At 67.5% G+C, this 24,959-nt stretch carries 27 protein-coding genes; 14 read left to right on the top strand and 13 right to left on the bottom strand.

Annotated features, from left to right (window positions below; translation table 11 throughout):
• Window positions 1-10 precede the first annotated feature (10 nt).
• Entirely contained in the window at window positions 11-664 is a 654-nt protein-coding gene (locus tag ACU4E7_RS17395; protein WP_238122727.1) for a transglutaminase-like cysteine peptidase, read from the bottom strand.
• A 255-nt stretch (window positions 665-919) separates the two neighbouring features.
• Here ACU4E7_RS17395 and ACU4E7_RS17400 point away from each other — a divergent pair, with 255 nt between their 5' ends.
• Both ACU4E7_RS17400 and ACU4E7_RS17405 read left to right on the top strand, forming a co-directional pair.
• Window positions 920-1,612: a rhomboid family intramembrane serine protease gene (locus ACU4E7_RS17400; protein WP_447019629.1), complete on the top strand. Its 693-nt coding sequence runs from the start codon at window positions 920-922 to the stop codon at window positions 1,610-1,612.
• A 230-nt stretch (window positions 1,613-1,842) separates the two neighbouring features.
• Window positions 1,843-2,274, top strand: coding sequence for a CBS domain-containing protein (locus ACU4E7_RS17405; RefSeq protein WP_238122725.1), 432 nt, complete (start codon window positions 1,843-1,845; stop codon window positions 2,272-2,274).
• Between the two features lie 90 nt (window positions 2,275-2,364).
• On the opposite strand, the gene ACU4E7_RS17410 is transcribed toward ACU4E7_RS17405, so the two are convergent.
• Entirely contained in the window at window positions 2,365-3,000 is a 636-nt protein-coding gene (locus ACU4E7_RS17410; RefSeq protein ID WP_447019630.1) for a peroxiredoxin, read from the bottom strand.
• A 225-nt stretch (window positions 3,001-3,225) separates the two neighbouring features.
• Between ACU4E7_RS17410 and ACU4E7_RS17415 the strand changes: the two genes are divergently transcribed.
• Window positions 3,226-4,656: a diguanylate cyclase gene (locus tag ACU4E7_RS17415; RefSeq protein WP_447019631.1), complete on the top strand. Its 1,431-nt coding sequence runs from the start codon at window positions 3,226-3,228 to the stop codon at window positions 4,654-4,656.
• Between the two features lie 101 nt (window positions 4,657-4,757).
• Here ACU4E7_RS17415 and ACU4E7_RS17420 read toward each other — a convergent pair whose 3' ends face one another.
• Both ACU4E7_RS17420 and ACU4E7_RS17425 read right to left on the bottom strand, forming a co-directional pair.
• Window positions 4,758-6,431 (bottom strand): lysine--tRNA ligase, encoded by a 1,674-nt coding sequence (locus ACU4E7_RS17420; protein WP_447019632.1) that lies wholly within the window; start codon window positions 6,429-6,431, stop codon window positions 4,758-4,760.
• Between the two features lie 50 nt (window positions 6,432-6,481).
• A complete protein-coding gene (locus ACU4E7_RS17425; RefSeq protein ID WP_238122721.1) occupies window positions 6,482-6,700 on the bottom strand; it encodes a hypothetical protein in 219 nt (72 codons plus the stop codon).
• A 104-nt stretch (window positions 6,701-6,804) separates the two neighbouring features.
• On the opposite strand from ACU4E7_RS17425, the gene ACU4E7_RS17430 reads away from it, so the two are divergent.
• Window positions 6,805-7,404 (top strand): TetR/AcrR family transcriptional regulator, encoded by a 600-nt coding sequence (locus ACU4E7_RS17430; protein ID WP_238122720.1) that lies wholly within the window; start codon window positions 6,805-6,807, stop codon window positions 7,402-7,404.
• Here the strand turns inward: ACU4E7_RS17430 and ACU4E7_RS17435 are convergent.
• Window positions 7,398-8,306 (bottom strand): transporter substrate-binding domain-containing protein, encoded by a 909-nt coding sequence (locus tag ACU4E7_RS17435; protein ID WP_238122719.1) that lies wholly within the window; start codon window positions 8,304-8,306, stop codon window positions 7,398-7,400. The genes ACU4E7_RS17430 and ACU4E7_RS17435 overlap by 7 nt on opposite strands.
• Window positions 8,307-8,412: 106 nt before the next feature.
• On the opposite strand from ACU4E7_RS17435, the gene ACU4E7_RS17440 reads away from it, so the two are divergent.
• A complete protein-coding gene (locus ACU4E7_RS17440; RefSeq protein WP_447019633.1) occupies window positions 8,413-10,440 on the top strand; it encodes a glycosyltransferase in 2,028 nt (675 codons plus the stop codon).
• Here ACU4E7_RS17440 and ACU4E7_RS17445 read toward each other — a convergent pair.
• A complete protein-coding gene (locus ACU4E7_RS17445; RefSeq protein WP_447019634.1) occupies window positions 10,385-10,981 on the bottom strand; it encodes an SCO family protein in 597 nt (198 codons plus the stop codon). The two genes, ACU4E7_RS17440 and ACU4E7_RS17445, sit on opposite strands and share 56 nt — an antisense overlap.
• 46 nt (window positions 10,982-11,027) lie before the next feature.
• Window positions 11,028-11,153 carry a hypothetical protein gene (locus ACU4E7_RS17450; protein ID WP_273546339.1) on the bottom strand — a complete coding sequence of 42 codons (126 nt, stop codon included), beginning with the start codon at window positions 11,151-11,153 and terminating at the stop codon, window positions 11,028-11,030.
• 464 nt (window positions 11,154-11,617) lie between these two features.
• On the opposite strand from ACU4E7_RS17450, the gene ACU4E7_RS17455 reads away from it, so the two are divergent.
• Window positions 11,618-11,905, top strand: a complete 288-nt coding sequence (locus tag ACU4E7_RS17455) for a hypothetical protein (protein ID WP_447019635.1) — start codon at window positions 11,618-11,620, stop codon at window positions 11,903-11,905.
• Window positions 11,906-11,919: 14 nt separating this feature from the next.
• Window positions 11,920-12,858, top strand: coding sequence for an AEC family transporter (locus tag ACU4E7_RS17460; RefSeq protein WP_238122715.1), 939 nt, complete (start codon window positions 11,920-11,922; stop codon window positions 12,856-12,858).
• A 6-nt stretch (window positions 12,859-12,864) separates the two neighbouring features.
• On the opposite strand, the gene gluQRS is transcribed toward ACU4E7_RS17460, so the two are convergent.
• Window positions 12,865-13,761: a tRNA glutamyl-Q(34) synthetase GluQRS gene (gluQRS, locus tag ACU4E7_RS17465; protein WP_447019636.1), complete on the bottom strand. Its 897-nt coding sequence runs from the start codon at window positions 13,759-13,761 to the stop codon at window positions 12,865-12,867.
• Between the two features lie 78 nt (window positions 13,762-13,839).
• On the opposite strand from gluQRS, the gene ACU4E7_RS17470 reads away from it, so the two are divergent.
• The 3 genes from ACU4E7_RS17470 (at window position 13,840) to ACU4E7_RS17480 (ending at window position 15,899) form a co-directional block, all read left to right on the top strand.
• Complete coding sequence (locus ACU4E7_RS17470; protein ID WP_447019637.1) at window positions 13,840-14,496, top strand: DNA-3-methyladenine glycosylase family protein; 657 nt, start codon at window positions 13,840-13,842, stop codon at window positions 14,494-14,496.
• A 40-nt stretch (window positions 14,497-14,536) separates the two neighbouring features.
• Entirely contained in the window at window positions 14,537-15,235 is a 699-nt protein-coding gene (locus ACU4E7_RS17475) for an alpha/beta hydrolase (RefSeq protein WP_238122712.1), read from the top strand.
• A gap of 106 nt (window positions 15,236-15,341) precedes the next feature.
• The gene (locus ACU4E7_RS17480) at window positions 15,342-15,899 is read left to right on the top strand and encodes an HNH endonuclease (RefSeq protein ID WP_238122711.1); all 558 of its coding nucleotides are present in this window, start codon (window positions 15,342-15,344) and stop codon (window positions 15,897-15,899) included.
• 20 nt (window positions 15,900-15,919) lie between these two features.
• Here ACU4E7_RS17480 and ACU4E7_RS17485 read toward each other — a convergent pair whose 3' ends face one another.
• Window positions 15,920-16,456 carry a disulfide bond formation protein B gene (locus ACU4E7_RS17485; RefSeq protein ID WP_447019638.1) on the bottom strand — a complete coding sequence of 179 codons (537 nt, stop codon included), beginning with the start codon at window positions 16,454-16,456 and terminating at the stop codon, window positions 15,920-15,922.
• A gap of 342 nt (window positions 16,457-16,798) precedes the next feature.
• Here ACU4E7_RS17485 and irrA point away from each other — a divergent pair, with 342 nt between their 5' ends.
• Window positions 16,799-17,269, top strand: a complete 471-nt coding sequence (irrA, locus tag ACU4E7_RS17490) for an iron response transcriptional regulator IrrA (RefSeq protein WP_273546327.1) — start codon at window positions 16,799-16,801, stop codon at window positions 17,267-17,269.
• A gap of 239 nt (window positions 17,270-17,508) precedes the next feature.
• On the opposite strand, the gene ACU4E7_RS17495 is transcribed toward irrA, so the two are convergent.
• The 3 genes from ACU4E7_RS17495 to acnA form a co-directional block, all read right to left on the bottom strand.
• A complete protein-coding gene (locus ACU4E7_RS17495; protein ID WP_447019639.1) occupies window positions 17,509-17,847 on the bottom strand; it encodes a DUF2794 domain-containing protein in 339 nt (112 codons plus the stop codon).
• A gap of 494 nt (window positions 17,848-18,341) precedes the next feature.
• Window positions 18,342-19,076 carry a DUF1223 domain-containing protein gene (locus tag ACU4E7_RS17500; RefSeq protein WP_238122708.1) on the bottom strand — a complete coding sequence of 245 codons (735 nt, stop codon included), beginning with the start codon at window positions 19,074-19,076 and terminating at the stop codon, window positions 18,342-18,344.
• A gap of 156 nt (window positions 19,077-19,232) precedes the next feature.
• A complete protein-coding gene (acnA, locus tag ACU4E7_RS17505) occupies window positions 19,233-21,929 on the bottom strand; it encodes an aconitate hydratase AcnA (protein WP_447019640.1) in 2,697 nt (898 codons plus the stop codon).
• A 162-nt stretch (window positions 21,930-22,091) separates the two neighbouring features.
• Here acnA and ccmA point away from each other — a divergent pair, with 162 nt between their 5' ends.
• Together ccmA and ccmB are read left to right on the top strand one after the other, a co-directional pair.
• Window positions 22,092-22,754, top strand: a complete 663-nt coding sequence (gene ccmA / locus ACU4E7_RS17510; protein ID WP_447019641.1) for a heme ABC exporter ATP-binding protein CcmA — start codon at window positions 22,092-22,094, stop codon at window positions 22,752-22,754.
• Window positions 22,754-23,422, top strand: coding sequence for a heme exporter protein CcmB (gene ccmB, locus ACU4E7_RS17515; protein WP_447021660.1), 669 nt, complete (start codon window positions 22,754-22,756; stop codon window positions 23,420-23,422). The genes ccmA and ccmB overlap by 1 nt, the downstream gene beginning before the upstream one ends.
• Window position 23,423: 1 nt before the next feature.
• Here the strand turns inward: ccmB and ACU4E7_RS17520 are convergent, their stop codons facing one another.
• Window positions 23,424-23,789 (bottom strand): winged helix-turn-helix domain-containing protein, encoded by a 366-nt coding sequence (locus ACU4E7_RS17520; protein WP_238122705.1) that lies wholly within the window; start codon window positions 23,787-23,789, stop codon window positions 23,424-23,426.
• A 179-nt stretch (window positions 23,790-23,968) separates the two neighbouring features.
• Between ACU4E7_RS17520 and ACU4E7_RS17525 the strand changes: the two genes are divergently transcribed.
• Window positions 23,969-24,898 (top strand): LysR family transcriptional regulator, encoded by a 930-nt coding sequence (locus tag ACU4E7_RS17525; RefSeq protein ID WP_447019642.1) that lies wholly within the window; start codon window positions 23,969-23,971, stop codon window positions 24,896-24,898.
• Window positions 24,899-24,959 lie beyond the last annotated feature (61 nt).

Consider the following 24,959-nt stretch of genomic DNA (forward strand, 5'->3'; position numbering starts at 1 on the left):
GGGGGCCGCCTCAGCGGCGGCTGCCCACCGCGATCGGCACCTGGGTTTCGCCGAGCGACACCCAACGGGTGGGATCGAACTGGGACTGCCGCTTCACATAGCGGTATCCCGTGTCCTTCCAGGAGAGAATGTCGTCCTCCTGGTTGTCGAGGATCAGGTCGCCGCGGTCGGTCACCACGGTGAGCACGGCGTGGCCGTTGCCCTCGCGGTCGCGCACCACGGTGATGAGCATGGCCGAGCTCGGCCAGCCGAGGTTGAGCAGCGTGCGGCGCTTCTCAAGAACATAGTCCTCGCAATCGCCTTTGCCGTCGTCCGGATAGTCCCAGCGCTCGGTCTCGCCGAAATGGTCGAGGTCGGTGACCGGCTCGATACGCGCGTTGACGCCGCGATTGACCCGATCGAGCTCGGCCGCGCGCTCGTCGTCGAGGCGGATGATGGAGGTCTGGCTGCCGCTGCTGCCGCAATCGCCGCGATGCTGCGCACAGAACCGCACATAGCCGCTCGGCGCGCTGGTCGCGCCGCGGTCGGCGAGGTGGCGGGGGGCGAACCCGGGCGCCAGGTTGGCGAACTGGATATCCTGTGCCTGGGCCATGGCGATGCCCGCCGTCATCACGGCGACAGCCGGCAAAATCCGCAGGAAAAGGTCGAGCAGGCGCTGGGGCATCGCGGGCATCCGCAAGGGGTTAACAAAATCATAATGCCCCATGTCGGCCGCAATTGCGGCGTCAACCTTCTATTAACCTTAACCGGTCGGCGTTCGCGGGCCATAGCCTCGCCCCTCGGGCCCGGCACCTCGGGCCCACCAGTGCGCCGGGGCCGGCGAGCGGGGATTTCCCTTGCCGGCGGCCACGGGCCTGCCTATGTCGAAGGGGTGTCGCACCTGCCTCCCTTCCGGCCTCGCCCGCCCGCCCGACAGCCCATGTTCAACGTCCCCGGCAGCATTGCCGGCGTGGCGCTGGTGCTGGTGGCTATTCACGCCATCCGCACGCTGCTTCTGAGCGAGGCGGCGGACGTGGAGGTGCTGACCTATTTCGCCTTCATCCCCGCCCGCTACACCCTGCCGGATACCATGTTCTATCTGCCGGGGGGCTGGGGGCCGAAGGTATGGACCGTGGTCACCTACGCCATGCTGCATGCCAATTGGATGCATCTGGGCGTGAACCTCGTCTGGTTCTTCGCATTCGGCACGCCCGTGGCGCGGCGGTTCGGGGCGCTGCGTTTCATCGTGTTCTGCACCGTCACCGCGGCGGCCGGCGCGGCGGCGCACTACCTGACCCATCCTGATGCGCTGGTGCCCCTGGTGGGGGCGTCCGCCACCGTTTCCGGCGTCATGGCGGCGGCCATCCGTTTCGCCTTCTCCCCCGGCGGGGTGCTCAGCGGTGGCGCCGGCGGCGATCACCACCCGGCGGATTCGCTGCTGAGCAGCTTCCGCAACGGCCAGATGCTCATCTTCATCGCCATCTGGTTCGGCCTGAACCTATTGTTCGGGATCGGCGTTTCCATGCCCGGGAGTGATGGCGCGGAAGTGGCCTGGCAGGCGCACGTGGGCGGCTTCGCGGCAGGCCTGGTGCTGTTCGGCCTGTTCGACCCCATCCCGCGACGGCGGGCGTGACCGCGGGCCGCGCCCGCTGCCGGTGCCTCGGTATGGTGGAACCCGAGCGGCTCCTCATCGCTTGATGTTCGCGGGAGACCCGCCGCTCGGCCGCGCCATGCGGCAGCTGCGCAATGCACTTGCGTTGCGGCAGATTGCGATGGATCATTTTCCCCTTCGGAAGGCGACGGCCGAGAAAAAGAGCATGAAGCTCGTCCGGTTGGGCGCTGTGTTGATGGGAGCAGACGCCAATGACCGTGAACACGATCTTGAAGCAGAAGAGTGGGGACATCGTCACCATCGGGCCCCAGGCCACGCTGGGCGATGCGGTGGCCCGGCTGGCCCAGCACCACATCGGCGCGATCGTGGTGGTGGACGATCACATGGTGGTGGAAGGCATCATCTCGGAACGCGACGTGGTGCGCCTGATGGGCGAACGGGGCACACAGGCCCTCTCGGCGCCGCTGGAAAAGGTGATGACCCGCGCCGTGGTGACCTGCACCGCCGAGGAGACCATTCCGGTGATCATGGAGCGCATGACGCGCGGTCGTTTCCGCCACGTGCCGGTGGTGGATGGTGACCGGCTGGTGGGCATCATCTCCATCGGCGACGTGGTGAAGTTCCGCGTCCAGGAGATGGAGCGCGAGCACGCCGCGCTGCGCGATTACATCATGTCGGCCTGACATGGGCTCCGGTCGGCCTGGGGGCCGACCGGAGAAGGGACGCGGGGCATCGCCGGCGCTGCGACAGCGACGCGCTTTCGCCCCGACCGCTCACTGGCCCGGCTGCGGCACCACGCGCAGATAGGGCTTCACTGTCTTCCAGCCGTTCGGGAACCGTTCCTTCGCCGCCTCGTCGTTCAGCGAGGGAACGATGATCACGTCATCGCCGCTCTTCCAGTCCACCGGGGTGGCCACCGCGTGCTTGGCGGTGAGCTGGAGCGAATCCACCACCCGCAGGATTTCCTGGAAATTGCGGCCGGTGGAGGCGGGATAGGTGATGGAGAGCTTGAGCTTCTTGTCGGGCCCGATGACGAACACGGAGCGGACCGTCGCCGTGTCGCTGACGTTGGGATGGATCAGATCATAGAGCGCCGACACCTTCTTGTTGGCATCGGCGATGAGCGGGAAATTCAGGGTCGAGCCGGTGGCATCCTTGATGTCCTGGACCCAGGCCGGGTGGTTCTCGATGGTGTCCACCGAAAGGCCGATGACCTTCACGCCGCGCTTGTCGAACTCGCTCTTGAGATGGGCCACCTGGCCCAGTTCGGTGGTGCAGACCGGCGTGAAATTCTTCGGGTGGGAAAACAGGATGCCCCAGCTGTCGCCCAGCCAGTCATGGAAGCTGATCGGCCCTTGTGTGGTCTGGGCGGTGAAATCGGGAACAATATCGCCGAGATGCAAGCTCATGATGAAACTCCAACCGCTGACGGGTTCTGCGTCGATGGGTTCGTTATAACCATTAAATCGGTCGATTAAAAGAATTAAGTCGTTTCGCCGCTCCTGTGCGCCTGTTCTGGCGCGGAGCCGGGCGCCCGTCCGCCTCTGTGTGGGCTCCGCACGGCGCGCGGTTTCGCATAGACTTCAGCGGGATTCGTGCCCGCTTTTGGGCAACGGGTTTCGGACACGGATGTCATGGCAGCCGCACCGCCTTCCTCTCACTCGCCTGGCGCCCACTGCGTGGATGTGGCCGATGGGGATGCCGTGCCACCCGCGGCAGCTGGGGCAGACGGGACCGCGCCCGGTGCCGCAGCCGCGGAGCTGACGCGTGGCCTGGAGGCCCTGTGCCGACTGGCGGTGCTGACCTTTAAGGTGACGCACGCGGTGGTGTGGCAGGCCGGCGCAGTGCTGGCGGGCGCGGTGTTGGCGGGGACCGCCCCGTCGGAGGATGCGCTGGCCCGCGCCGCAGACTGGGCGCTCGCCCACCGGGATACGGCCAGGGGAGGCGGCGGGGCCGAGGGATGCGTCGCGGCGCTGCCGCTGCCGGGCGACGGTCCGCAGCCGCGCCTGCTGATGCTGATGGACCCGGCGCCGCGCGTCCTCACGGCTGAGGAGCGCGCCCAGCTGGCGGATCTGGCAGCCGGCGCGGCCAGCCTGCTGGCGCTGGGCGCCGCCGCGCAGGAGGCCATGGCGCACATGGCCCTGTTCCGGCTGCTGGCGGAGAATTCCACCGACACCATCGTGCGCGGCGATCTCAACGGTGTGCGGCTCTACGTGTCGCCGGCCTGTCGGGAGCTGCTGGGCTATGAGCCCGAAGAGCTGGTGGGCCGGCGGGCGGCGGAAATCGTCCATCCGGACGACATGCCGGCGTTCGCCAGGATGATGAACGAATTGCGTGAGGGGCGGGTGAACGCGGCCCGCAGCGAGCAGCGCCAGCGTCACAAGGACGGGCACTGGGTGTGGATCGAGGCCTTCATCCGCCGCACACGGGATCCGCAGACCGGTTTGCCCGATGGTTATGTGGTGTCGGTCCGCAACATCTCACGGCGCAAGGCGGCGGAGCAGCGCCTGGCGCATCTGGCCGCCCATGATGCGCTCACGGGCCTTGCCAATCGCACCCTGCTGCAGGATCGCCTGGAGGCGGAGATGGCCCGGGCGCGGCGCACCGGCGCGGGACTGGCGGTGTTGTGCCTCGATCTCGACCGCTTCAAGCGGGTGAACGACAGCCTCGGCCACGAGGCCGGCGATGCCGTGCTGCGCACTGTCGCGGAACGCCTGAAGCAGGCGACCCGGGGGGAGGATCTGGTGGCCCGGGTGGGGGGCGACGAGTTTGTCGTGGTGCAGGCCGCGGAGGTCGATCCCCAGGCTGGTGCCGATGCCCTCGCGGCGCGGCTCATCAGCCTCGTCAGCACACCCATGGACTTTCGCGGCGAGACCGTTTCCGTGGGGCTCAGCGTCGGTGTGGCCGCCGCGAGCGCTGCGGAGGTGGCGCGGGGCCTCTCGCTCGGCGGGCTGTTGCGGGCAGGGGATCTCGCCCTTTATGCGGCCAAGGCTGCGGGCCGCGGCCGTGCCATGCTGGCGGACCTGTCACAGATTGAGGTCGACGCGGCGGCCGGTGGGCGGTGAGGATCCTATGGCGCCGCGCCGGCCGCACGAAAGGCGCAGATCCCGGGACCACCTCTCCGCCCGGGGCGGTGGGGGATCCCGAGGTCGCAGGGCCGGTGCCTTCAGGCGGCTCCGGCCAGCTCGCCGGCGAGCGCCTTGGCGATCAGCGCGCGGGTCTCCGCGATGCCGTAGATCTCCACGAAAGAGCCGAAGCGCGGGCCGCGTTCCAGGCCCAGCAACACCTGATAGAGGGTGTTGAACCATTCGATGGAGACACCCGGCCGCTCCGGCGTGGCGCCCTTGGCTTTGAGGTCCTGATAGCGCGGAATAGGCCGCGCCACGTCGTAAAGCGCGGTCTGAATGTCCTCGCCACTGGCCTGCGCGGGCAGGGCGGCGAGCGCCGCATCCAACGTCTGCAGCGCCTCCCGCTCGACCGCGTCGGGCACGCGGAACACCTTGTTGGGCTTCACGAAATCGTGGAAGTACTTGACCGCGTAGCCGACCAGCTCGGCGAGCTTGGGATGGGTGGCCGCTGACACGCCGGGCACGTGGCGGTTGAGGAAGCCCCACAGCACCCCTTCATCCTCGGTGTTGGAGGCGGAGGCGAGGTTGAGCAGCATGGTGAAGGAGACCGGCATGTCCACCACCGGGGGATGACCGGCATGGATGTGCCACACTGGATTGCCCAGGCGCTGCTTCCAGTCCTGATCCGGATACTTGGCAAGGAAATTGAAATAGTCATCCACGTTGCGCGGGATGACGTCAAAGTACAGCCGCTTACCCGAGCGGGGCGACTGATACATGAACAGCGCCAGGCTTTCGGGAGAGGCATAGGTGAGCCACTCCTCGATAGACAGGCCGTTGCCCTTTGACTTGGAGATCTTCTGCCCCTTCTCGTCCAGGAACAGCTCGTAATTGAAGCCCTCCGGCGGATCGCCGCCGAGCGCGGTGGCGATCTTGGCGGAGAGCTTGACCGAATCGATCAGGTCTTTGCCGGCCATCTCATAATCGACACCCATAGCGACCCAGCGCATCGCCCAATCGGGCTTCCACTGCAGCTTGCAATGGCCGCCGGTGACGGGAAGCGTCACGCGCTCAGCGGTTTCCGGGTCATCATAGGAGATGGTGCCGGCGGCGGCGTCGTGCGCCACGATCGGCACCTGCAGCACGCGGCCGGTGCGCGGGCATATGGGCAAGAACGGCGAATAGGAGGCCGCACGCTCTTCCCGCAGCGAGGGCAGCATGATTTCCATGATGCGCTCATAGTTCGCCAGCACCTTGAGCAGGGTCGCATCGAAGGCGCCAGACAGGTAGCACTGGGTCGCCGACATGAACTCATACTGGAAGCCGAAGGCGTCCAGGAAGGCGCGCAGGCGCGCATTGTTGTGCTCGCCGAAGCTCGGATAGGTCCCGAAGGGGTCCGGCACCTTGGTGAGCGGCAGGCCGAGGGCGGCCTGCAGCATCTCCTTGTTGGGCACGTTGTCCGGCACCTTGCGCAGGCCGTCCATGTCGTCGGAGAAGGCGACGAGGCGGGTGCGGATCTTGTCCTCCGTGAGGATGCGGAAGGCGTGGCGCACCATGGTGGTGCGCGCCACCTCGCCGAAGGTGCCGATGTGGGGCAGGCCGGAAGGGCCATAGCCGGTCTCGAACAGCACCTCGTCCTTGGGTTTGCGCTTCAGCCGCTCCACCAGCTTCCGCGCTTCTTCGAACGGCCAGGCATTGGCCGTCTCGGCGACGCGCTTCAGCTCGCCGGCGAGTTCGGCCGGAACGGCAAAGGCGGACGTGGCTTCAGTCATGATCGGCTCCAGGAAAGGAGCGCGATACTTAGGAAGGGGAAACCGTGGCGTCAACGCGCAGACGGCGTGCGCGGGCGACGGGCCAGCGGCAGCACCACATGCACCATGCCGATCACCATGGGCGGCACGGCGCACAGGGTGGTCGCCCAGAAGGGCCAGCCGGTGACCAGCGGCGAAAGCACCAGCAGAATGCCGTTGATGAGGATATAGGCCCCCACCATCATCACCCCGAGAAAGCGCAGGTGGGACCAGAAGGGAAAAGTGATCATGATCGATTTCCAGAAATGGAACGAAACGGCTCGTTCAATTTGTGGGCGTTGATATATACGATCCGTTTCGTTTATCAAGGGGCAGGATTGAGGAGGAGGTCGCTTTGAACGCCCGCACGCCGGAGGCCCACCGCCGTTCATCCATCGGCGCGCGCCGCAATCCCGAGGCGGAGGCGGCCATTCTGGCCGCGGCGCGGGCGCTGTTGGCGGAACGCGGTTACGCCGGATTCTCCATCGAGGAAGTGGCGCGCCGCGCGGGCGCGGGCAAACCGACCATCTACCGCTGGTGGCCCACGAAGACCGACCTGTTCATTGATGTCTACGGTGCGGAAAAGACCGCCGCCCTCAGCCCGCCGGACACGGGCAGCCTGCGGGGAGATCTTGTGACCTACACCCGGGGCCTGTGGTCGTTCTGGCGCGACACCCCCTCCGGCCGCACCTTCCGGGCTTTGATCGCCGACTCGCAGACCAGCGAGAGTGCCCAGCAGAGCCTGCGCGATAAGTTCCTGCCCCAACGGCTGCACGACGTGCGCGAACTGTTCGCGCGGGCGGCGGGCCGCGGCGAGGTCCGTGCGGAGGCGGTGGAGCCGCTGCTGTCCCTTTACATCGGCTTCAATTGGTACCGGCTGCTCACCGACCGCATCGCCGATGATCCCGAAGGCATTGATGCCATTGCCGCCATTCTGGCGGGGGCCGCTCAGTAGAAGCCGATGGGGAACCAGCGCAGGTAGAGGTCGGTATAAGTGCCCTTTTCCCAGATCCGCTGCAGCGCGTAGTCGATCGCTTCACGCAGTTTGTCGTTGCCGGCTTTGACCGCCACCGCAAAGCCATCGCCAAAAAAGCGGCTCTCGGTGAAGGGGCCGCCCACGAAGACGCAGCAGGCGGCGGAATCGGACCCGTTGAGCCAGAGCGACAGGCCGATGCCGTCGGCGAACAGCAGGTCCACGTCCCCCTTCCTGAGGGCCGCCTGCGCCGTCTTCAGGTCCGGATAGGGGCGAATGGCAGCCTCGTTGAAGAACGAGCGCAGATAGGCCTCGTGAGCGGTACGCGACACCACCGCGACCTTCTTCGCCGCCACCGTCTCCGGGGTCGTCGTCGCCAGGGACGCGCCCTTGCGGGCGACGAAGCGGGCAGGGGTGCCGAGATAGCGCTCCGAGAAATCCAGCACGGCGCGATTGGCCGGGGTTGCGGCGATGCCGGCGATGGCGGCGTCGGCGCGGCCTTGTTCAAGGGTCTCGAGAAGCCCGTCGAACGCCACCGCCTGAATGTGGCAGGTCACCGACAGCTCGGCGCAGATGGCGCGCGCCAGGTCGACATTGAAGCCATTCAGCGCCCCTTCCGCGCCGATGAAATTGAACGGGGGATAGTCGTCGGAGGTGACGATCCGCAGCTCTTTCGGCAATTCGGCGGCATCGGGGCGCTCCAGCCGCCGCTCGACATTCCAGAAGCTCGGCACCACCACGCCGCCCAGGTCCGCTGCCGCGGCGCCGGTGCCCTCTGGCGCCGCCAGGGCGGGCACCGGCGCGCCCGCCAGGATCGCGCCGGCCAGCAGCGCGCCGGCCAGCAGCGCGCCCAGCGCCAGGCCCGCGACGAAGCCCCGCTTCAAGAGGGGGCGCCGCCGGGCGGATGAAGCCTGCGGCTGTATGGACGCTGGTCGAGCAATCCTGCCCACGGTACCCTCTAGTTGTGTCGTGCGGGTTGGGGGGACCGGCATGGTGATGGAACGTGGCCTTGGGGGCAAGGGCGACGGGGCGGGGGCCGGGCATGCCGCTGTGCATGGGGTGCCCCCCGGCGCCGGGGCTTCCGTGGTGGCCGGTTTTCCGTCTGATCTTCCCCTCGATCTGCCGGCCGAGCTGGCGCCGTTTCGCGGTCATCTGGCCGAAGACATGCTGCACTGGGCCGAGTCTCGCGCCCGGCAAATCGGCATGGGGGGTGACGAGGTGCTGGTGGCGCAGGGCGCTGTCTCCCGTGCCGAAGTCGCCCGCTTCACCGCCGCCCATCTCGGGCTGCCGTTGAACGACCCGCTCGAACCTCTGCCGCGGTGGCCGGTGGACCCGAGCGCGCTGACACGGGCGGACCTGGCAAGCGCCGCGGCGCGCACCGCAACGGTGGTGGATCTGGGCGGCAGCGCGCCGGTGTTCATCGTGGCGCCGCAGGGGCGCCTCGTGCGGCGACTGGCACGGGCGCTGCGGCTGGCGCCGGAACTGCGCCACCGGCTGCGGCTGATGGCGCCCGATGCCCTGCGCCGTCAGATCGTCGCCCGCGATGGCGCCGCCCTGGCGACGGCGGCCGCGTTTCGCCTGCGGGATACGGAGCCCGCCCGTTCCGCCGGCACGCTCCATCCACTGTGGTCACTGACCCTCCTCGCCCTGCTGATGGGTGGCCTGCTGCTGGCCATCGCCGCGTTCGAGCCGGCACTGGCGGTGCTGGTGGTGCAGCTGCTGCTGTCCCTGGTCTTTCTGTCGTGGCTGGCGCTGCGCCTGGCCGGCTGCTGCTTCGATGCAACCGAGCATGAGCGCCCGCTCGATCTGCAGGATCGGGATTTGCCGATCTACTCCATCCTGGTGCCGCTCTATCACGAGGCCGCCAGCGTTCCCGGTCTGGTGGCGGCGCTGGCGCGGCTCAACTACCCGCCTGAGAAGCTGGACATCAAGCTGGTGGTGGAGGCGGACGATGTGCAGACCCGCGCGGTCATCGCCGCCCTGGGACTGCCGAGCCAGATGGAAGAAGTGGCTGTTCCGGACATCGGCCCGCGAACCAAGCCCAAAGCTCTCAACACCGCGCTGGCATTGGCCCGTGGCCGCTATGTGGCAATCTTCGATGCGGAGGACCTGCCGGAGCCCGACCAGTTGCGGCGCGCCCTCGCCGCCTTCCGCTCGGGCGGGCCGCAGGTGGCGTGCGTGCAGGCCCGCCTCACCATCGACAATGGCCCCGTCTCCTGGATCAGCGGGCATTTCGCTGCGGAATACGCGGCCCAGTTCGATGTGCTGCTGCCGGTGCTCAGCGCCCTCGAACTGCCCATCCTCCTGGGTGGCACGTCCAACCACTTCCGTCGCGATGTCCTGGAGCGGGTCGGCGCGTGGGATCCCTTCAATGTCACCGAGGATGCCGATCTCGGCATCCGTCTGGCGCGCGCGGGGTGGCGCACCCGGGTCATCGGCTCCAGCACGTTCGAGGAGGCGCCTGTCTCCCGCAAGGCGTGGCTGGGCCAGCGCGGGCGGTGGCTGAAGGGCTGGGCGCAGACCCTGCTGGTTCATGGTCGCCACCCGCTGGAGCTGATGCGGGATCTGGGCTGGCGCCAGACGCTGGCGGTGTTCGTGCTCACCGCCGGGCCCTATGCCTCGGCGCTGGTGCACCCGTTCTGCCTGGCGATCCTGTTCTGGTATCTGGCTCAGGGGCTGCTCGGCGAACCGTGCCGATCGGGCACCGAGGTGCTCGTGTGCGCGCTCACCTACACCACATTCGCGGTGGGCTATCTCGGCACGGCGTTGACGATGATCATCGGCACTTCACGGCGCCAGCAGAGCTTGCCGCTGAAGCTGCTGGCGACCATTCCCATCTATTGGCTGCTGCTGTCCTGGGCCGCGTGGCGGGCGCTTCTGGAACTGGTCCAGCGGCCCCACCATTGGGAAAAGACGCAACACGCCGTCTCCGCCCGGGGTCTGCGGGCGGGAGGGGCCGCGCTCAGAAATACTTGCGAAGCTCGGCGGCGGCCGTGGCCGGCGGTTGCTTGGAGTTGAAGGGGGCCACGAAGGTGCCGGTCTTATCCATGAGATAGACCACGGCGGTGTGGTCCATGGTGTAGTCGTCCCCGGTCAGCGGCACCTTGCGGGAATAGACCCGATATTCCTTCTTGATGGTCTCGATGGCCTCCGGCGCTCCCGTCAGCGCCTTCAGCTGGGGCGCGAAGCTGCTGAGATAGGACTTCATCACCTCCGGCGTGTCGCGCTCGGGATCGACCGAGACGAAAATGGCCTGCGCCTTGTCCGCATCCGGCCCCAGGGCGCCAAAGATTTCGGACATCTCGAACAAGGCGGTCGGGCACACGTCCGGGCAATGGGTGAAGCCGAAGAAGATCAGCGTGGGCTTGCCCTTCAAGATGGCTTCGGTGGCAGGCTTGCCGTCCTGATCCACCAGCGAGAACGGTCCGCCCACCGCGGCGGTGCCGCTGGCCACCGGCTGGGCGGATTTCGGCATCAGGGCCGTGACGCCGACCACCAGCACCAGGGCGCCCGCCGCGAACGCGCCGAACAGGGTCAGGATCTTGAGGCGAGGCGACATGATCGGGATTATCTCCATGGCGGGCAGGACGGGGGCCCGCTGTCGGCTACATGCAGGCGCCGATGCCGGCGCTCAGCGCATCGAAGAACACCGTCGCCCCATGGCGCCACCACAGCAGCAGCGCACCACAGAACGCGGCACCCGCCACGGCGCTCGCGAGCCAAAGGCTCACCCGGCCCAGCCGCGCCTCCGGCCCTGGCTCGGCGACCGATCCGGGCGACGGCGTGCGCGCACCCGCCTGCGGGGCGCCTGCCGACGGTGATGTGGGGCCTGGAGCGGCCATGACTGCGATCCCACGAGAGGTCTGAGGGAGGCCTAAACTAGTGCGCCTGTGCCCCCGCGCCAAGGCGAGGGGACGCACCACGCGCCGAGATGACGCAGCCGTGACGCCGCGCTCCGCCGCGCACGGCGAGCGGTTGACGCGGGCGCGACGCCCATCCTACAAGGAGGTATGTGGCACTGCGAACACATGGTGCGGGTTCTGTTCCCGGCAGCGCGGCGAATTCGTCGCCCGGTCGACGGTGTCGGCCGGGTAAACTGACGCGCCTGCCTTTTCTGCGGCTTGTCTCCACGCGCGATCTGCCTGCGCGAGCCGCATGCACCGACGCTCCGGCGTCCCTGTTCGGATTTTTCCAGATGCCCCACACCCTGTGTGCCCCCGAGAGCCACGACGAATATCGCCTGGTCGTAACCGCCGATGCCGATGCCAACGTGCTGCTGCGCCTGCTGGAGCCCTTCGTGATTCATGATGTGCTGCCGCAGAGCCTCGGGGCCGAGCGGGTGGGCGGCGTGCTCGAACTGACCGTTCTGTTCTGCGCACCCGCCGATCTCGCCACACGGTTGAAGATGCGGCTGGCGGTGATGCCCATGGTCCACGCGACCCGGCTCGACGCGCTCGAGACTCCCACCAGCGCTGCGGCCTGAGGGCACCGGCGATCATGCTCTCCACCTTCGCCGACATTGCCGTCATTGTCCTGCCGGTCTTCGGCATGGTGGCCATTGGTTACGGGGCTGCCAAGGTTGGGCTGGTCACGGACAAAGCCTCCGATGGCCTCGCGGAATATGTGTTCAGCCTGGCCCTGCCGGTGCTCATCTTCAAGACGCTGAGCGAGGCGAAGCTGCCGCACGCCCAGCCATGGGGCTACTGGATCTCCTATTTCGCCGGCGCCTTCCTGGTGTTTGCCCTCGCCATGCTGGCGGCGCGCAAGCTGTTCGGGCGCGGGCACCAGGAATCCGTCATCCACGGCTTCGCCGCCGGGCAGGCCAATACGGTGTTCGTGGGCGTGCCGCTGATCCTGCGCGCCTATGGAGAAGAGGGCGCGGTGCCCCTGTTCCTGCTGATCGCCATCCACCTGCCGGTGATGATGATCGCCGCCACCTTGCTGCTGGAAGGCAGCGCCGGCTTTTCCCGCGCCATGTTGCTGCGGCTGGTGAAGGCGCTGGCGCTGAACCCCATTCTCATCGGCATCTATGCCGGGGCGCTGGGGCGCGTGGTGGGCATCCAGGTGGGTGGAGTGCCCAAGCAGATCATGGACATGCTGAGCGCCTCGGCCACCCCCTGCGCCCTCATCGCCCTCGGGCTTTCGCTGAAGCACTACGGCATCCGTGGCGACGTGCGTCCGGCGGCGCTCATCAGCTTTCTCAAGCTCCTGGGCCATCCGTTCGCGGTGCTGCTGCTGACCCTGATCTTCCCCATGCCACCGGTCTGGGCGGGGGTGGCGGTGCTGTTCGCGGCCATGCCCTCGGGCATCAATGGCTACCTGCTGGCCCAGCGCTACGGCGTGGCAGTGGGCACGGCCACCAGCGCCGTTTCCCTGTCCACCGGCCTGGCCGTGATCACCATCGCCTTCTGGCTTTACGTGCTCGGCGTCGGCTAGCCGCACTCAGGCGGCAAGGCCCACCTGGCGCCGGACATCTTCTGCGCTGACACCCGCGGCGCGAAGGCTGGCGATGCTGGTGGCCGCGTGGCTTTTCGAAAGCTTGCGCCCCTGCGCATCGCGGATTAGCGGATGATGGTGGTAAAGCGGCACGGGAAGCCGCAGCAGGTGCTGCAGCAGCCGATGGATTGCGGTGGCCTGGAACAGGTCCTGGCCGCGGATGACGTGGGTGATGCCCTGCAGGGCGTCGTCGACCACCACCGAAAGGTGGTAGGAGGTGGGCGCGTCGCGGCGGGCGAGGATCACGTCGCCCCAGGCCTCCGGATGGGCGGGGATGGCGCGCGGCGGGCCCTCGGGCGTGCCCTGCGCCTCGTGCCAGACCAGGGGCGTTTCCACCAGGGCGCAGGCACGGGCCATGTCCAGCCGCAGCACGAACGGTTCGCCCGCCTGCCGGCGCGCCGCCCGCTCGGCGTCGCTGAGGTCGACGCGGGCGAAGGGGAAGAGCGGAGCGCCATCCGGGTCGCGCGGGTGCGGCGCACCCGTCTGTGCCTCACGGCCCTGTACGGCGCGGGCGATGTCGCCACGGCTCTCGAAGGCGGGATAAACGAGCCCCATGCTCTCCAGCCGGGCCAGGGCGGCGGCATAGTCGGAAAAATGCTCGGACTGCCGCCGTGGCGCCGCCGCCGGCCGGATGGACAGCCACGCCAGGTCTTCCAGAATGGCGCTCTCGAATTCGGGTCGACAACGGGTGGTGTCGATGTCCTCGATGCGCAGCAGAAAGGTGCCGCGGGCGCGGCGGGCCGCTTCGGCGTTCACGAGGGCGGAATAGGCGTGGCCGAGGTGGAGCAGCCCGTTCGGGCTGGGCGCGAAGCGGCAGACCATGGGGCCGAGGAGCAGACTCATGATGCGTTGGCTTACCACGTCGCGCCGGGCCTGTGGGCGCGACAGCCGCAAGGGTGGGGCGCGGTGAGCGCGCCGGCGATGCCCGCCCTTCCGCTCCTGTTGCAGGACCAGGCCGGTTTCGAGGCCGCCTTTGCCGCGCTCCTGCGGCTTGATCCGCGACTGGTGCCCCTCGCCGCCCGCACGGGTTGCCCGGCCCTGCGGCGCCGGCCACCGGGGTTCGAGGGGTTGGTGGCAATCGTGGTGGCGCAGCAGCTTTCGGTGGCGGCCGCGCGGGCCATCGCCGCGCGGCTGGAGCAGGCGCTGGGCGGGCCGGCCAGCCGCGACCGTCTGCGCGCGGCGGCGCCGGAGCAGTTGCGCGCAGCCGGCCTGTCGACCCCGAAAATCCGGACCCTGAAGGGCATTGTCCAGATGCTGGATGCCGGTGCGGTGGACCTCTGCGGGCTCCATGCACTGCCCATGGAGGCCGCGACCCATCAGCTGATGCGGTTGCCGGGCATCGGCCGTTGGTCCGCCGATCTCTATCTTTTGTTCTGCCTTGGCCGCGCCGATGCCTTTCCCGCCGGCGATCTGGCGCTGCAGGTGGCCTTGGGGGACGGCTTCGCTCTGGGTGGGCGTTGCACGCAGGAGGGGCTCCTGGCGATCGCCGAGGATTGGCGTCCGCTGCGCGGCGTGGCGGCGCATCTGCTGTGGGCCTATTATGCCGTGCGGCGTTCACGCCTTGGGGCGCCGGCCTGAGTTCTTTGATTCAATTGCAAGCGTGATGGAGCGCGAGATCATGTCGTTTCCTCTCGATGGCGTCTCCCTCGACGCGCCCATTCTCGACGGGCCCCGGCTGCGGCCGCAGGCAGGGGGCGCGCCCGACAGCCTGGTGGTGCTGCTGCACGGTTACGGTGCCGATGGGCGAGATCTCATCGATCTCGGCAATGCCTGGGCACCACTGTTGCCTCATGCCGCCTTCATCTCCCCGCATGCGCCGGAGCCCTGTGGCCAGGCACCGGTGGGACGCCAGTGGTTCCCGTTGACCTTTCAGGATCCTCACGAGCTGACTCGTGGCGCTGCCGCGGCGGCGCCGACGCTGGCGGCATTTCTGGAGGCTGAACTGGCGAAGCACGATCTGCCGCCGGAACGCCTGGTGCTCTTCGGCTTCAGCCAGGGGGCGATGATGGCGCTCAAGGTGGGGCTGGAGATGACCCCGCACCCCGCCGCCATCGTCAGTTGTTCCGGCATGTGGGTGGGGGCCGCGACGCCGCGGAGCGAGCCCTTTGCCGCGCCCCCACCGGTGCTGCTGATGCACGGGGAGGATGACGAATTGATCCCCGCCCAGGCCCTGTTCGGCTCGGCCCAGGCATTGGCCGCCGCGGGGGTTCCGGTGCAATGGCATCTCAGCCCGGGCCTCGGCCATGGAATCGACGCTGGCGAGGTGGCGGCAGCCGGGGCGTTCATTGCCCAGAGCCTCGCCGCCCGCACCCCGTGAGCCGTGGGGTTCGGCTTCACAAGACTGACACCGAGCATATAGAGTATCGCCGCGCATCGAGATCCAACGGGTTCGATTCGATGCTGAGGGACGAGGAGGTCGGTCGTTGACCACAGCTTTGTCACCAGGGGCCTGGCCAGCACTCGTACTCAACGCGGACTATCGCCCGTTGAGCTACTATCCTCTTTCTGTCTGGTCCTGGCAGGACGCCATCAAGGCGGTGTTTCTCGACCGCGTGAATATCGTTGAATACTATGACAAGGCGGTCCGAAGTCCCGGGTTCGAACTGAGACTTCCCAGTGTGGTGTCGCTGAGAACCTTCGTCAAACCCACGCGGCAGCCGGCCTTCACCCGCTTCAACGTCTTCCTCCGCGATCGCTTCTCCTGCCAATACTGTGGCACGCGCGAGGACCTCACCTTCGATCACCTCATCCCACGCTCCCGGGGCGGGCAGACCACCTGGGAAAACGTGGTCACCGCCTGCTCCCCCTGCAATCTGCGCAAGGGCGGCCATATGCCGGCGGATCTCGACATGTGGCCGGCGCAAATGCCCTTTCAGCCCTCGGTGCAGGACCTGCACCAGAACGGCCGCCACTTCCCACCCAACTATCTGCATGAAAGCTGGGTGGATTATCTTTACTGGGATACCGAACTCGATCCCTGATCGGTGGCGCCGAGCCGCCTTCAGCCCGCCTTGGGGGTGCGACCTGTCGCTGCCGCCACCAGGGCGACGAGCCCCAGCGCCGCCGCAATCAGCGCATTCCAGCCGGCCATGGAGAGGCCGAACAGCCGCCATGCGGCTTCATCGCAGCGCGGCACATGCGCATCTTTCAACGCCGACAGAATGTCGCCCTGCGTCATCACCGGCGCCCCCGTGCATGATGTCGGGCCGGGCCAGAACTGCCATTCCACACCCGCATGGAAGATGGCCAGCGCCATGTTGCCGAACATCAGCACCGCCAGCAGCGCCAGGAACACCCGCGCGGTGCGGGGGTAGCCGGCCAGCGCCACCAGGGTGGTCATGAGCGCGAAGGGCAGGCCCACATAATAAGGAATGCGCTGCTCCAGGCAGAGCGGGCAGGGCGCAAGACCCATGAACAACTCGAAAAACCACGCCGCCGCCAGGGCGCCGGCGCAGCCGACCGTGATGATCAACGCGGCGCGCGAGGGCGTGCGCACGATCGACAAGAGAGAAGCTGCCGATAAGAAAGAAGCTGCCACCTGGGCCTCATCCGCTGCATATGCGGCCAGCCGGGCCGCGTGGCGTGCGGGATAGACCCGCGCCGGGTGGCTGTCCACGCCCGAGAGCTCCGGTGTCGCGCTCGTGAATGGCACATCGCTACCTTAGACTTATTCCTACTCACGCGCCTCCTATGGCTCCGCAACGCAACATGCGGTATAAGTTGCTAGTCGTCTTCGGAGGCATTCGCATTGCGTTTCCCCTCCGCCGGCATATTTTGGTGTTAGCTACAAAGATTGCAGACCGAAATGAACGAGATGCCCCGATCCCGATCCGCCTTCGGTGTTTCCATTGCCCAGAGCACCGAGCTGAACGACGAGCCCATGCTTCCGGTCGCGCAGCTGCGCGACATCACGGTGGCGCGTCGCACCGGCTGTCCCTTCCACGACGTGCGCGAGATGCTGCGTGAAGTTGGCCTGCGCCCGACCCGCCAGCGGCTGGCGCTCGGCTGGCTGCTATTCGCCAAGGGCGATCGCCATGTCACCGCGGAAATCCTCCATGAGGAGGCCATCAAGGCGCGGTTCCCGGTCTCTCTGGCCACGGTCTACAACACCCTGCACCAGTTCACCGAGGTGCACCTCCTGCGCGAGGTCGCGGTGGACGGGTCCAAGACCTATTTCGACACCAACTCCTCCGACCACCACCATTTCTACCTCGAGGGGCAGAACGACCTGGTGGACATTCCCGCTAGCGACGTGGCGGTGAACCTGCTGCCCGAGCCCCCGGAAGGCTATGAGGTTGAGCGGGTCGACGTGGTGGTGCGCCTGCGGCGCAAGAGCAGCCGCGCGGCCTGAGGAGCGCAGCCGAGCCTCGTCATCCCAGCCCGCCGTCCGGCGTGGGCGACGATGAGTCTCGACCGCTGCAGGGCCTGTCGGGCTGACCTGTCAGCCCAGCGGGCGTTCCAAGCCCTGTCCATCTTGCAGCTTCAGTGACGTTCGCTCCGCAGCTTTCAGGCGACGATGAGTCTGTGCTGCCTCGGTGCCGCGCCTCCTGCGGGGAAACGGGAGCGCGGCGCGCGGCCATGCGATAGGTATCAGACCGTGCGCAGGGGCTTTTCCAGCACCGCCAGCACCCGCGGCAGCTCATGGCCGCGCTTCAGGATCAGCCCGGTCTGCGAGACCACCGCATAGGCACCTTGCCGGCGGGCAAGACGTGGATCCTTTTCGATTCGATAGAGTGGCACATCCATGCTGCGGCGGAAGATGGAGAACACGGCCTTGTCGCGGGTGAAATCGATGGCGTAGTCGCGCCATTCGCCAAGGGCCACCATGCGTCCATAGAGATGAAGGATCCGGTCCAGCTCCCGCCGATCGAAGGTCACCCGGACCACCGGGGCCGGCTGGGGCTGGCGTATGGGCTCCACGTCTCCCATCGTCTCTCCGCTTGGCTGTCTCGTGTGGGTGAGCCTGTTCGTATGGGTGGGCTGTCTTGCAGGGCGGCCTGTCTTGCAGAGCGGTCTGGACCTGAGGTCGCTGCCCGCCACTGACACCCGACCGACATGATTGCCGCAGCCGGCCTGCCTTTCAATGCTTTTCCGTCGCCGGCCCGTCCCGTCTGTGGTCGCGGCGGGGGATCACGGCTTCGTTAATGGAATCACACTGTCGCCGGATTTCGGCCCATCGCGCGCCGCGGCGGCGGGAGATAGTCCTTCTCGTAGCAGGGCCGGTTCGTGAGGCGCTCCGGTCTATCCCAGCCCCCCCAGCCCCCCGGGGTGCATCCGAGCCGGCCACTGCTATACATCGACTTCAGACCCCCAAAGTTGCCGCCCCTCCGGGCGGCTTTTTTTTGGCCCGGGCGCATGGCGGCGACCGCGGGCACGGGCCGGGTGACGCGGCGCGTCGGCCGCAGGCCTGGCGGCCGAGGGGGTTATTTCAAGGGGAAGGTGGCGGCCCCGAGGATCGGGCCGGGAGCGGCGGGGCTGCCGGCTTGCAGCAGGATCACCACCGCATCTGCGTCCTCGCGCTCCAGGGATGCGAGCTTGATGTGCAGCCGGCTGCTGCTGCCATCCCAGCGCCCGATCTTCACCCAGCCGCGCACTACATTGGAATAGGTGACGCTGCGGCCGCCATTTTCGCCGCGGCCGATGGCGACCGTCTTCGAGCGGGCCACGGGGCAGGCCCAGAATTCCGCCCCCTCCGGGGGCACGGCTGCCGGGCTCGCTTCGATCTCGAGGTTTTCACCGGCGCGTTCGAGCTTCAGGGCCACCGGCAGGCCCCGCGGCGCGGCACCCCGCTCAAGCAGGGCGCGCTGCAGCGCCGGCTTGTCGCTGCCTTTGACGGCAACCACACCATCGACGATGGCCTGCGGGGTGAAGACCTTATGGTCCGCCCGGCGATCGGCATACGCCTTCTGGCGCATGGAGTGGCCGTGCAGGGCCAAGGTGTCCTTCCAGCCGATGTAGTCCCAATAGTCCACCGGCATGGTGAGGGCGATGATGTCGGGATCCTTGGCCAGCTCGCTCAGCAGTGCATCCGCCGGCGGGCACGAGGAGCAGCCCTGGCTCGTGAACAGCTCCACCACCGCTCGCGGCTGGCTCTGTGCCGCGGCCGGGGTGGCCGCAAGAGCAAAGGCGAGGAGGAACGCGGAGCGGAATGGAATCATCGCGGCAAGGTCGACACCGAAAGAGGGGCTGCTGGTGGGATAGCGGAGCGGAGGCGGGGGCACCAGTCACAAAGGGGTGTCATGCCGCACCGCAGCGGCCAAAAAGAAGCCGGCCCGGGTTTCCCCGGGCCGGCTGTGTTCAATCCCCTGGCGGGATCAGGCCGCGAGCGAGCGCAGCACGTAGGGCAGGATGCCGCCGTTGCGGAAATAATCGAGCTCATCCAGCGTATCGATGCGGCAGATGAGGTCGACGTTCTTCACGGAACCGTCGGCGAACTTGATTTCCGCGGTCATGGTCTGGCGCGGCTTCAGATCGCCCTCGATGCCCTTCAGAGTGACGACTTCGTCGCCCTTGATGCCGAGGGTCTGCCAGCTCTCGCCGTCCTTGAACACCAGCGGCACGATGCCCATGCCGACCAGGTTCGAGCGATGGATGCGCTCGAACGACTGGGCGATCACGGCGCGCACGCCGAGCAGCTTGGTGCCCTTGGCGGCCCAGTCACGGGACGAGCCGGTGCCGTACTCCTTGCCGGCGAACACCACCAGCGGCACGCCCTCGGACTTGTACTTCATGGCGGCGTCATAGATCGGCAGCTGCTCGCCATCCGGATAGTGGATGGTCACGCCGCCTTCCACGCCGGGCACCATCTGGTTCTTGATGCGGATGTTGGCGAAGGTGCCGCGCATCATGACTTCGTGGTTGCCGCGGCGGGTGCCGTACTGGTTGAAGTCCACCGGGCGCACCTGATGGTCGATCAGGTACTTGCCCGCCGGGGACGACTGCTTGATGGAGCCGGCCGGCGAGATGTGGTCGGTGGTGATGCTATCGAGGAACAGGCCCATGATGCGGGCGTCGATGATGTCCTTCACCGGCTCGGGCTTGAGCTCCATGCCGACGAAATAGGGCGGGTTCTGCACATAGGTCGAAGAATCCTGCCAGGCATAGGTCTGGCCGGTGGGCACTTCGATCTTCTGCCAGTTCTCGTCGCCCTTGAAGACGTCGGAATACTTTTCCTTGAACATCTTCTTAGTGACGTTCTCACGGATGTATTCGGCGATCTCCTTGTTGGAGGGCCAGATGTCCTTGAGGTAGACCGGCTTTCCGTCCTTGTCCTCGCCCAGGGGCTCGGTGGTCAAGTCGATCTGCAGGGAGCCGGCCAGCGCGTAGGCCACCACTAGGGGCGGGGAGGCGAGGTAGTTCGCCTTCACGTCCGGGTTCACGCGGCCTTCGAAGTTGCGGTTGCCGGAGATCACGGCGCCGGCCACCAGGTCGTTCTTGTTGATGGCTTCGGAGATGGCCTCCGGCAGCGGGCCGGAATTGCCGATGCAGGTGGTGCAGCCGAAGCCCACCAGGTTGAAGCCGAGCTTGTCGAGATCATCCTGCAGGCCGGAGGACTTCAAGTAGCCTTCCACCACCTGGGACCCCGGCGCCAGCGAGGTCTTCACCCACGGCTTGGTCTTCAGGCCCTTCTTCACGGCCGCCTTGGCGAGCAGTCCGGCAGCGATCAGCACCGAGGGGTTGGAGGTGTTGGTGCAGGAGGTGATGGCGGCGATCACCACGTCACCATGACCGAGGGTGTAGTCGGTGCCGGAGACGGGCACCTGCTTGGCCACTTCACCGGCCTTCTTGAACTCGCCTTCCAGGGCGGCGGTGAAGCCGGCCTTGGTGTCGGAGAGCAGTACCCGGTCCTGCGGGCGCTTGGGGCCGGCGAGGGAGGGCAGCACGCTGGAAATGTCGAGCTCGAGCGTGTCGGTGAAGACCGGATCGGGCGTGTCCTTCTTGCGCCACATGCCCTGGGCCTTGGAGTACTTCTCCACCAGCTTGACGCGACGGTCCTTGCGGCCGGTCTCGTCGAGATAGTCGATGGTCTCCTTGTCCACCGGGAAGAAGCCGCAGGTGGCGCCGTATTCGGGAGCCATGTTGGCGATGGTGGCGCGGTCGGCGAGGGACAGGCTGTCGAGGCCCGGGCCGTAGAATTCCACGAACTTGCCCACCACGCCCTTCTTGCGGAGCATCTGGGTGACGGTCAGCACCAGGTCGGTGGCGGTAATGCCTTCCTTCATCTCACCGGTGAGCTTGAAGCCGATCACCTCGGGGATGAGCATGGAGATGGGCTGGCCGAGCATGGCCGCTTCCGCCTCGATGCCGCCCACGCCCCAGCCCAGCACACCCAGGCCGTTGACCATGGTGGTGTGCGAGTCGGTGCCCACCAGTGTATCTGGGTATGCAACCTCCACCTTCTTACCGTCGATCGTCTCGTCACGCAGCCACACGGTCTGGGCGAGATACTCAAGGTTCACCTGGTGGCAGATGCCGGTATCCGGCGGCACCACGCGGAAGTTGTCAAAGGCGCTCTGGCCCCACTTCAGGAAGCGGTAGCGCTCCTGGTTCTGCTTATATTCCTCGTCGACATTCTTCTTGAAGGCCGAATCGGAGCCGAAGAAGTTGACGATCACCGAGTGGTCGATGACGAGATCGACGGGCACCAGCGGGTTGATCTTGGCCGGGTCGCCGCCCAGGGCCACCATGGCGTCGCGCATGGCGGCGAGATCCACCACGGCCGGAACGCCGGTGAAGTCCTGCATCAGCACGCGGGCGGGGCGATAGGCGATTTCCTTCTCGGCCTTGCCCTTGTTGTTCAGCCAGTCGGCGACCGAGAGGATGTCGTCCTTGGTGACGGAGCGGCCGTCTTCAAAGCGCAGCAGGTTCTCCAGCAGGACCTTCATGGTGAAGGGCAGGCGGGACACGCCCTCGAGGCCGTTCTTCTCGGCGGCTTCAAGGCTGTAATAGACGTATTCGTGGTCATCCACCTTCAGGGTGGAGCGGCACTTGAAGCTGTCGAGGGATGTCACGGCGCGTTCTCTCCGTTTCAATGACGACCAACGCCAAATCGCCGGTGGTGGAGAGGCACCCCACCACCTTGGACGGCGTGGTTTGGCGGCTTTATAGAGCCATTTCAAAGCGCGGTCATGCGATAAGAACAGGCAATCCGCAATGCATCCAAAGCAGGGGTCATGACGGTTCCTCCCATCACCGCCCTCCGGGGCGAGGGCTTGAGTTGCCGTCGCGGCTTCAAGACCCTGTTCCAAAATCTCGATCTTCAGGCGGAGGCGGGCCGCGCGCTGGTGGTCACCGGACCCAATGGGGTCGGCAAATCATCGCTGCTGCGGATTCTCGCCGGATTGCTGGAGCAGAGCGCCGGCGTCGTGCGGCTCGTGGGTGGCGCCGCAGAGGCCGGCCTGCGGGAGCAGGTCCACTATCTCGGCCATGATGACGCCCTGAAGGGGGCCCTGACGGTGCGCGCCAACCTTGAATTCTGGCGGGCAGTGCTGGGTCCCACGGGCCTGTCTGTGGACGAGGCGCTGGAGGAGGTGGGGCTGGGCGGACTTGGGCGGCTGCGCGCCTCGGTGCTGTCGGCGGGGCAGAAGCGACGGCTCGCCATTGCGCGCCTCCTGGTTTCGCGCCGGGCCGTCTGGATTCTCGATGAGCCCACCACTGCCCTCGATGTGCGGGCGCAGGCCCGCTTTGCGGCGTTCGGCCGGGCGCATCTGGCCGAAGGCGGCATTGTGATCGCCGCCACCCACGCCCCCCTCGATCTGGGCGAGAGCGCGGGTCTGGATCTTACCGCGCAGGGCAGCAATGCGGCGGGCGCAGACCTTGGGGAACTGGAGCCATGATGGGTGCATTCTTCGCCGTGGTGCGGCGCGATATGGCCCTCTCCCTGGGGGCGGGCGGCGGGGCCGGGCTCGGCCTGGTGTTCTTCCTGTCGGTGATCACCGTAGTGCCGTTCGCCGTGGGGCCGGATCTCGTCCTGCTGGCGCGGATCGGTCCGGCGATTCTCTGGGTGGGCGCGCTGCTGGCGAGTCTCATCGGGCTGGAGCGCCTGTTCGCCGCCGATGTGGAGGATGGCTCGCTGGATGCCCTGAGTCTCTCGTCCATGCCGCTGGAGCTCACCGCCGCCGCCAAGGGCCTCGCCCATTGGCTGGCCACCGGCCTGCCGCTGGTGGTGGCAGCCCCGGCCTTGGCGTTGATGCTCAATCTGGAGCCGGCGGCGATCGGCGCCGTGGTGCTCACCCTGTTGGTGGGCACGCCCGCCGTCACCTTTCTGGGCCTGGTGGGGGCGGCGTTTGCCGGGGCCTTCCGCCGGGGTGGGCTGCTGATCGCCGTTCTGGTGATTCCCCTGGCCATTCCGGTGCTGATCTTCGCCGTTTCCGCCACCTCGGCGGCGGTGAGCGGTCCGGTGCCCTTCGGCACGCCGTTCCGTGTGCTGCTCGGCCTCGCCCTGTTCGCCATTGTGCTGGGGCCGGTGGCCGCCGCCGCGGCCCTGCGGGCGGCGCGGGGCTAGCTCAGCGGGCCTCGTCACCGGCGGCGGGCGCGGCCGACAGTTCCGCCTGCAGGGCCGACAGATGCAGCTTGGCGGCTTCGGTGGCGGCTTCCTCGATGGCCCGATAGCGGGTCACCACGGCCAGGCCGAGCGGGGTGAGGGCCGTGCCGCCGCCGTGCTTGCCGCCGGTGCGGGCGGAGACCAGCGGGCTCTGGAACAGGCCGTTCAGCTCCTCCACCAGTTCCCAGGCCCGGCGATAGGACATGTTCATGGCCCGGCCGGCGGCCGAAATGGAGCCGAACGCCGCGATCTTTTCCAACAGCTCGATCTTGCCCGGGCCGAGCCGGCTGCCGGGTTTCAGATCAATTCTCACGCTCAGCGACGCCATCACGGATTCCTGCGCACATCATCGCCCAAACGGCCGCCCGTGGCGGCGGCCGCGCACATCTGCGCGAGTGCGCGGGTGGGTGCCGGGCCGGTTCCGCACTCTAGCAAATGCGTCCCTCGCTTGTCGCTATTCCCATCTCGATATAACGTGAGCCTGTGTATCGAAAGAGGATGATGGCCATGTTCGTGCGCCAACTGCAATATCTTGTCGCGGTCGCGCGCGAGGGTCATTTCGGGCGGGCGGCGAGCATGTGCCAGGTCTCCCAGCCCACCTTGTCGGCTGGCATCCGGCGCCTGGAGGAGGAGCTGGGGCTGCCTCTGGTGATCCGCTCCCATCGCTTCCTGGGCCTGACGGCGGAAGGCGAGCGAGTGCTCGCCTGGGCGCGGCGCATGGTGGCCGATTACGACGGCCTGCGCCGGGAGCTGTCCGGCACCGTCTCAGGCTTGTCCGGACAGGTGCGAGTGGGGGCGGTGGCGGCCACGGTGCCCACGGTGTCGGCGCTGCTCCACGATTTCTGCGCCAGCCATCCGGCCGTGCGGGTGCAACTGCTCGCTTTGACCGCCGACGGTGTTCAGCGCAGCCTGGACGGGCGGGAAGTGGACGTGGCGGTGACGCTGGCGGAACTCGTGCCATTGCAACGGGTCCGCGGCATCGCCCTGCGACGCGAGAGCTATGTGGCGGTTTCGCAGGTGGCGGCCGAGGCGCGCGACAGCATCACCTGGGCCGAGGTTGCGGCGCAGCCGCTGTGCCTGCCCACCGGCGATACAGTGACCCGGCAGGTGATCGACTCGGTCTTCTCGGCGCTCGGGCTGGCGCCGGAGCCGCGCTTGGAGGTGTCCGATCTGGTGGGGCTTTGGGCGCAGCTGCGCGCCGGTGGCTGGACCGGCATCGCGCCCGAAAGCTGCCTTGAAACCCTCGGTCTGCCCGCCGGATTGGCGGCGGTGCCTCTGGTCTCTCCCGAACGGCACAGCACCGTGGGTCTTCTCATGTCCGATCGTGAGCCGGCGGCACCGCTGGCGGCCGCGCTGCTGGCCCACGCGGAGGCGGCAATTGTGCGGCCCGCCGCTGCTTCCACACCACTCCGGGAGCCTGAGCTGGAGCGGGTGTGAACGACGGGGACCGCGGGCACCGGGCGCAGTCGCCTGCGTCCGGTGCCTCCTTCGGAACACT

The organism is Xanthobacter sp. ZOL 2024 (assembly GCF_052932325.1).

Excerpts from the sequence above, each read along its gene's own strand:
- ACU4E7_RS17395 (WP_238122727.1), bottom strand. The coding sequence starts at position 664 with ATGCCCCAGCGCCTGCTCGACCTTTTCCTGCGGATTTTGCCGGCTGTC.
- ACU4E7_RS17400 (WP_447019629.1), top strand. The coding sequence starts at position 920 with ATGTTCAACGTCCCCGGCAGCATTGCCGGCGTGGCGCTGGTGCTGGTG.
- ACU4E7_RS17405 (WP_238122725.1), top strand. The coding sequence starts at position 1,843 with ATGACCGTGAACACGATCTTGAAGCAGAAGAGTGGGGACATCGTCACC.
- ACU4E7_RS17410 (WP_447019630.1), bottom strand. The coding sequence starts at position 3,000 with ATGAGCTTGCATCTCGGCGATATTGTTCCCGATTTCACCGCCCAGACC.
- ACU4E7_RS17415 (WP_447019631.1), top strand. The coding sequence starts at position 3,226 with ATGGCAGCCGCACCGCCTTCCTCTCACTCGCCTGGCGCCCACTGCGTG.
- ACU4E7_RS17420 (WP_447019632.1), bottom strand. The coding sequence starts at position 6,431 with ATGACTGAAGCCACGTCCGCCTTTGCCGTTCCGGCCGAACTCGCCGGC.
- ACU4E7_RS17425 (WP_238122721.1), bottom strand. The coding sequence starts at position 6,700 with ATGATCACTTTTCCCTTCTGGTCCCACCTGCGCTTTCTCGGGGTGATG.
- ACU4E7_RS17440 (WP_447019633.1), top strand. The coding sequence starts at position 8,413 with ATGGTGATGGAACGTGGCCTTGGGGGCAAGGGCGACGGGGCGGGGGCC.
- ACU4E7_RS17445 (WP_447019634.1), bottom strand. The coding sequence starts at position 10,981 with ATGTCGCCTCGCCTCAAGATCCTGACCCTGTTCGGCGCGTTCGCGGCG.
- ACU4E7_RS17455 (WP_447019635.1), top strand. The coding sequence starts at position 11,618 with ATGCCCCACACCCTGTGTGCCCCCGAGAGCCACGACGAATATCGCCTG.
- ACU4E7_RS17460 (WP_238122715.1), top strand. The coding sequence starts at position 11,920 with ATGCTCTCCACCTTCGCCGACATTGCCGTCATTGTCCTGCCGGTCTTC.
- gluQRS (WP_447019636.1), bottom strand. The coding sequence starts at position 13,761 with ATGAGTCTGCTCCTCGGCCCCATGGTCTGCCGCTTCGCGCCCAGCCCG.
- ACU4E7_RS17470 (WP_447019637.1), top strand. The coding sequence starts at position 13,840 with ATGCCCGCCCTTCCGCTCCTGTTGCAGGACCAGGCCGGTTTCGAGGCC.
- ACU4E7_RS17475 (WP_238122712.1), top strand. The coding sequence starts at position 14,537 with ATGTCGTTTCCTCTCGATGGCGTCTCCCTCGACGCGCCCATTCTCGAC.
- irrA (WP_273546327.1), top strand. The coding sequence starts at position 16,799 with ATGCTTCCGGTCGCGCAGCTGCGCGACATCACGGTGGCGCGTCGCACC.
- ACU4E7_RS17495 (WP_447019639.1), bottom strand. The coding sequence starts at position 17,847 with ATGGGAGACGTGGAGCCCATACGCCAGCCCCAGCCGGCCCCGGTGGTC.
- ACU4E7_RS17500 (WP_238122708.1), bottom strand. The coding sequence starts at position 19,076 with ATGATTCCATTCCGCTCCGCGTTCCTCCTCGCCTTTGCTCTTGCGGCC.
- ccmA (WP_447019641.1), top strand. The coding sequence starts at position 22,092 with ATGACGGTTCCTCCCATCACCGCCCTCCGGGGCGAGGGCTTGAGTTGC.
- ccmB (WP_447021660.1), top strand. The coding sequence starts at position 22,754 with ATGGGTGCATTCTTCGCCGTGGTGCGGCGCGATATGGCCCTCTCCCTG.
- ACU4E7_RS17520 (WP_238122705.1), bottom strand. The coding sequence starts at position 23,789 with ATGGCGTCGCTGAGCGTGAGAATTGATCTGAAACCCGGCAGCCGGCTC.
- ACU4E7_RS17525 (WP_447019642.1), top strand. The coding sequence starts at position 23,969 with ATGTTCGTGCGCCAACTGCAATATCTTGTCGCGGTCGCGCGCGAGGGT.